Below are 6,366 nucleotides of genomic sequence, written 5' to 3'. Positions count from 1 at the left end.
GCAAACTCTGCACGTGACTTCTTAAAACCGTATGAATTGGTATTAGAGATGTTATTAGAAGTCACATCAATGTGCTTCTGGGAGTTCTTAATACCGCTAACTGAAATTCCGAACATGACATTAGCTCCAATTTTTGTGGCTTCTAAAATAGACTGCCACAATATATGTTTATAGCTATAGAGACTAAACAGTCTCTATAAACTTATAGAGCAATTCACATGCCATAAATATTGAAAATATATGGAGACAAAAAAGCCGAGCAATTGCTCGGCTTTAAGTCATGTTGGAATAAAAAAGAATTAACGGATATTCAGGATGCTATCCATTACAGTGTTCTGAGTCTGCAGGGACTGTGCGTTAGCTTGGTAGTTACGCTGAGCGGTAATAAGCTCAACTAACTCATTGGTTAGGTCAACGTTAGAAAGCTCGAGGTTAGAGCCCTTAATGGAGCCAGCTGAACCTGAGTTAGCTTCCTTTGCAATAGCCTCGCCAGATGCATTAGACTGCTTCCACTGAGTATCACCGATCTTGGTTAAGCCCTGCTGATTAGCAAAGTCTGCCATAGCAACCTTGGCAATGTTCTTAACCTGGCCGTTAGAGTACTCACACTGAATAATGCCGTTCTCATCAACGGACATGCCAATGAGAATACCAGTTGCATAGCCATCATTAGTAGGAGCCTGACTTACAGAGAAGTTAGAAGAACCGTACTGGCTAGCAGCAAACTGAATGTTCAGCTGTTGACTTGGCTCAATACCCTGACCTAATGCAGTATGTAAGGTACCATCACAACCGGCCATGCCATCTTTTTTAAATGTCTGATCTGGTGCGTTATTTGATAGTGGACCAGTAGCATCACCAGTACCAGCAGTCGCATTTGGGTTACCAAACAAAGTGTGACGCAAGCTGTTTGGATTCTTTACATTAGCATCGGCACCTTTAGCAGGATTACATAGCTCTAATTTTCCTGGAACAGTGTCTTTCATCTCACCGTTAGGGCTGAAAGTGCACTTGAAGCCAAAATAGTTTGAACCAGCAACAGTGGACTTAGAGTTCTGAGGAACGCTTATGACTGTAGGATATTCTGTGCCGCCTGCTGCATTTTGTGCAGAAATATCAACTGGCTTACCATCTACAAAAGGAATTACAGTCCAGACATTATTGTTTGAGTCTTTGCTTTCAGGGCCCATCTTGAGCATGTAGTATGTCAAGGTGTGAGCTCGGCCTAAAGAGTCATGAATAGTCTGTGAAGTTGAGGCTGTATATGTACTTGCATTCTTTGGATCAAAGTCAGTGTAGTACTGTGTAAGTTTTCCATTTGGGTCCAGAGCACCATTGGCTGGATTTCGATTAATGCCGTATTCTGGAGTTGGTGCAGGATTTGTTGGCCAAGCAGTATTTGTCCAAGGATCTGTAGTTGGAGGAAGATTAGGCTTAATATTATCTTTGTCGGCTGGCAGGTTTACGCCTATAGAGATGTTGGTTGACATCTGTGGTGCGCCAGTATCAGCTGGAAGACGAATGTTATGGGTATTGCTTAGATCTAAAGAGGTGGTGGTGCCATCTGGATTTACATCCCAGCCCTGAAGGTAGTCACCCATTGCTGTAACTACAAATCCTTCCTTGTTGATCTGGAAAGCGCCGTTACGGGTGAAAGTCTGTGCGTCAGAGCCTGGACCTTCGAGAACAAAGAAACCGTTGCCCTGAATAGCCATATCCAGTGGATTGCCGGTATCACCTGACAGTGCACCTTGAACAAACTGCTGGGAAACTACAGTGTTCTGTACACCCATGCCTGAATTGGTCTTAGAGTTTGTGAATACGCTGTTTGCGTAAACATCAGCAAACTCAGCACGTGACTTTTTAAAGCCGTATGAATTGGTATTAGAGATGTTATTAGAAGTCACATCAATGTGCTTCTGTGAGTTCTTAATACCGCTAACTGAAATTCCGAACATGACATTAGCTCCGTTTTTAAAGCTTTAGTAAATGCATACTAATTAAAGCTGCATAATCTAACGCTTGCTATCATTGCCTTATAAATGAAAATGAGCAATTCATGTGCCAGAAATAAGAACGCCAGGCATAGCCCGGCGTTAAGTTATGTTCGGAAAATCTTAATTATTAGCGAATATTCAGGATGCTATCCATTACAGTGTTCTGAGTCTGCAGAGACTGTGCATTAGCCTGATAGTTACGCTGAGCAGTAATGAGCTCTACTAACTCGTTGGTCAGGTCAACGTTAGAAAGCTCGAGGTTAGAGCCCTTAATGGAGCCAGCTGAACCTGAGTTGGCTTCCTTAGCGATAGCCTCGCCGGATGCATTAGACTGCTTCCATTGAGTATCACCAATCTTGGTTAAGCCTTGCTGGTTGGCAAAGTCTGCCATAGCAACCTTAGCAATGTTCTTAACCTGGCCGTTAGAGTATTCGCACTGAATAATGCCGTTCTCATCAACTGACATGCCGATAAGAATACCAGTTGCATAGCCATCATTAGTTGGAGCCTGGCTTACTGAGAAGTTAGATGAACCATACTGGCTGGCACTGAACTGGATGTTTAACTTCTGAACTGGATCAATACCTTTACCTAATGCAGTGTGTAAAGAACCATCGAGACCATTGTAAACTGAATCTTTAGCATTATTGCCTGTTCTGTCTTCAAAAGTTAAGTCGGTTACAGTGTTACCTAACTGACCATTCTGATTAGCAACTCCAGGTGGTCCAAATAAATGCTCACGCAGACTGTTACCCATAGTTGCGACATTGGCATCGTTTGGGTTGCATAACTCCAGCTTGCCTGGAACTGTGCTCTTCATTTCACCATTTGGTAAGAATGTGCACTTGAAGCCAAAGTAATTAGCGCCTGCAACAGATGATTTTGAGCTCTCAGGAACACTGATTACAGAAGGGAATTGCTTGTCATTGCCAGTGCCTTGGGTAGCAATATCTACAGGGCTGCCATCAACAAAAGGAATTACAGTCCAAACATTATTGTTTGAAGTATCACTCTCAGGCCCCATCTTAAGCATGTAGTAAGTTAAGGTGTGGGCACGGCCTAATGAGTCGTGGATAGTCTGTGAAGTAGATGCTGTATAGGTACTAGCATTCTTTGGATCGAAGTCTGTAAAGTACTGAGTAAACTTGGCGTCTTTAACATCAGCTACAACTTTACCTGTTTCATCACGTGGTACGCCAAACTCTGGTTTAGCTGGTTTATTAGCCCAGGCGGCACCAGTCCATGGGTCTGCTGCATCAGGGAAGTTAGGCTTAACGTTGTCCTTATCTGCAGGCAGGTTTACGCCGATGGAGATGTTGGTGGACATCTGAGGAGCACCAGTATCAGCTGGGAGCTGAATGTTGTGGGTGTTGCTCAGATCTAAAGAGGTGGTAGTACCATCTGGGTTAACATCCCAACCCTGGAGGTAGTCGCCCATAGCGGTAACTACGAAGCCTTCCTTGTTAATCTGGAAAGCACCATTACGGGTGAAAGTCTGTGCGTTAGAGCCTGGGCCTTCAAGTACGAAGAAGCCGTTACCCTGGATAGCCATATCCAGTGGATTACCAGTGTCACCTGACAGAGCGCCTTGAGCAAACTGCTGGGAAACTACAGTGTTCTGTACACCCATGCCGGAGTTTGTCTTGGAATTAGTAAATACGCTGTTTGCGTATACATCAGCAAACTCAGCACGTGACTTCTTGAAGCCGTAAGAATTGGTATTGGCGATATTGTTGGAAGTCACATCGATGTGCTTCTGTGAGTTCTTAATACCGCTGACTGAAATGCCAAACATGAGTAAAACCTCGAAAATTCTTAACTGAGTCGAGCTGATAGCTCGAATAAAAATCAACATGCTCTCCTGAGCGTTTGCTGTATAACCTGTTATTGAGCAACGGGTGTGCCATTTACAGAAAATATTTATTAAGGATTAATTAGGTTTTGTTTATGGTTGGCTTGTAAATGCGGTTTTATTTATGGCTTTACTGTTAACTCTGGTGTACAAAGGCGTTCGTAATAGCCTATGATGTGAAAATTTGATTGTGTAGTGTATAGAGGTCTTGGCCGTTTTTGCCGCCTGGGCAAAGAAAATTTTGAGAGGTTAAATTAGCGGCAAGCCTTGTTGTATAAGGCTTTATGAGCGATCAAAAGTTATTGAAATGGCTGTTATTTTGTGGTGGTTTGTAAGTAAAGATCAGGGCTAGGGATCATTGGTTGAGATCGAAAGATGAGAACTTGAGGTGGGATCGTGGGTTGAGATCGCAAGATGAGATCTTGAGGTGGGATCGTTGGATATGAAAAAGGCAGCCGAAGCTGCCTTTATAATGGGGTTATCTAAGAGTAAGTGTTATCTTAGATCTTAGATGCAGGCTTTGAAGAGGTAGTGTTCTCTGCTGCCTGAGTGTTTGAATTGTTTAAAGACTCTACGGTTAGATCGTCGCTATTGCTTGCAGAAGTTGCTTCTGTAGAGGCAGTGGCGGTCTTGTTGTCTTCTTCGGCCTTAGATGACTCCTTTGCATCGGCTGGATTAGAGGAGTGGCCCTTACCTAAGGTAACTGGGCAAGAAGGAGCCTCAAAGGCATTAGAGGCGATCTTCCAAGCGGCAGCAGCTGCAGATGCGGCTTCCTCTGCGGTACGAATCTTATTGGTTCTTACGAGTTCCTTGTGGCTCTCGGCAAGCTCAGCAGGTAGCTTAACCATTAAAGAGGCGACGATAGCTACGATGATCATGCCTGACATCAGAATGAAGGTCAAATAGTATGAACCGAAGATGTAGGCAACAACGTAACCAAAGAGAGAGCCGATACCGAAGCCTAAATAGAGCAGGCCATAGTTCTTAGCAAGATTTCTAATACCGAAGTAATCGCTAATGATAGATGGGTAGATAGTTAAAGTACCGCCAAATGAGAAAGCGATCAGAGCGATTGCGGTAAAGAACAGAGTAGAGTTTAAAGGAATAGCTACTAACATTACGGTAGCAACTAATGACAAGATCTGATCAAAGGTAATTAAGCGGATACGTGGCATCTTGTCAGAAAGTGCGCCCATGATAAGACGGCCAGCAATGTTAGCGATGGCAACTACTGAAACTGCAGTGGCTGCGTCAGATAAGCTCATATCAAGCAGTGCAGTACCTAAGTTTGAAGCCACACCAATGATGTACAGGCCCACCATGCAGTCAATAAAGAACATGACTGATAAGAGCCAGTATGGCAGAGTTCTGATAGCTGAATGCAGGTCGTATTCACGTTTAGATGCTGCAGAAGAGGTGGTGTTAATATACTTCATGGCATCGTAGATTAAGATAGCACCTAAGGTTACTACTGCAGTCATGATGACGCCCCAGTTAAGGACGGCAGTCTCAAGAGTGTAGTTAGTGAGCATGTAGCTATCAATGGTCTTAAAGATCAGAGAGCCTAAGCCATAAGCACCGATACACAGGGCTGATACTAAACCCTTATGCTTTGGGAAAAACTTAACGCAGTTAGTTAACACCAGCATATAGCCAAGGCCATCACCAAAGCCAAGCAGTGCACCTGCGCAAACATATAGAACGATAACGTTTGGAGCAAACGCAGCACCGAGTAAACCAAGACCACAGCACACTGCACTTAATGCAACTACGTTGGTCATACCAATGCGCAGCTTTAAGAAGCCAGAGCACAGGGAGCCTACGGCGATAAAGAGGGTCATGATACCGAAAGTAAATGCGATTACGCCGATATCAAGGTTGTACTTTTGACTAAGAGGTAGGTTGAATAATGACCAAGCGTATACAGTACCCAGAGCAAGGAGTACTAATAGCGAGCCGATAAGAGTCTTTGTCTGAACCATAGAATGGTGTTCTCCAGCCTGAAAACCCGATGGTAAAAGCAGCGCCATATGTTTCGGGATCAGTAGTTTAGATCGGTACTTTAATGGCACGTAGATGGTTTGAATGAATATGATTAGCTGTTGCTAACCATACTATCTACAAGAATATGCTATTTGTATGACATACCATTTTTGCCACTGCGATTAAACTATCAAAGTTTATGGCGAAACGGCGGAATGTGGTTAGATCACATTTCTCGTTCACCGATAAAAAAATGCACATCACCCCCATAGCTAGCCTTGGGGATGCTCTTTAAAAATCTAATTTACCAGAACTTATGAAAGATATTCATGTTTGAGATATGAATTACAACTATCTTTGTAGCTCATATCGAAAAATAGCGGGTTTAACGCAAATATGGATGGGTCTTTGAGAAGTAACGAGAATTTCTTTCCTAGCTATGCTAGTGTTGATTGAAGTATTCGTATAAATCTAAAAGCAAAGATATCGGACCAGAAATCACGGACTGCCTATCTGCATAGTGCTTGCATACAT

Annotated in this window: 4 protein-coding genes; all 4 read right to left on the bottom strand. The window is 43.3% G+C overall.

The features are described from left to right. On the bottom strand, positions 1-116 hold a 116-nt coding region (locus H524_RS18010), incomplete at its 3' end, for a flagellar basal body protein (RefSeq protein ID WP_156907608.1). Positions 117-299: 183 nt separating this feature from the next. Then, a complete protein-coding gene (locus H524_RS16825; protein ID WP_027940305.1) occupies positions 300-1,958 on the bottom strand; it encodes a flagellar hook protein FlgE in 1,659 nt (552 codons plus the stop codon). 166 nt (positions 1,959-2,124) lie between these two features. Beyond that, positions 2,125-3,792 carry a flagellar hook protein FlgE gene (locus H524_RS0111510; protein ID WP_027940304.1) on the bottom strand — a complete coding sequence of 556 codons (1,668 nt, stop codon included), beginning with the start codon at positions 3,790-3,792 and terminating at the stop codon, positions 2,125-2,127. Positions 3,793-4,349: 557 nt separating this feature from the next. After that, positions 4,350-5,831 (bottom strand): OFA family MFS transporter, encoded by a 1,482-nt coding sequence (locus tag H524_RS15690; protein ID WP_052339086.1) that lies wholly within the window; start codon positions 5,829-5,831, stop codon positions 4,350-4,352. Positions 5,832-6,366: the final 535 nt, after the last annotated feature.

The sequence above is a fragment of the Anaerobiospirillum succiniciproducens DSM 6400 genome (genome assembly GCF_000482845.1).
Classification (GTDB): domain Bacteria; phylum Pseudomonadota; class Gammaproteobacteria; order Enterobacterales; family Succinivibrionaceae; genus Anaerobiospirillum; species Anaerobiospirillum succiniciproducens.
The sequence above is the reverse complement of the archived record's forward strand: the minus strand, read 5'-3'. Positions and strand labels throughout refer to the sequence as shown.

Bases quoted from the DNA above. Each gene is read 5' to 3' on its own strand.
- H524_RS16825 (WP_027940305.1), bottom strand. From the start codon at position 1,958: ATGTTCGGAATTTCAGTTAGCGGTATTAAGAACTCACAGAAGCACATT.
- H524_RS0111510 (WP_027940304.1), bottom strand. From the start codon at position 3,792: ATGTTTGGCATTTCAGTCAGCGGTATTAAGAACTCACAGAAGCACATC.
- H524_RS15690 (WP_052339086.1), bottom strand. From the start codon at position 5,831: ATGGTTCAGACAAAGACTCTTATCGGCTCGCTATTAGTACTCCTTGCT.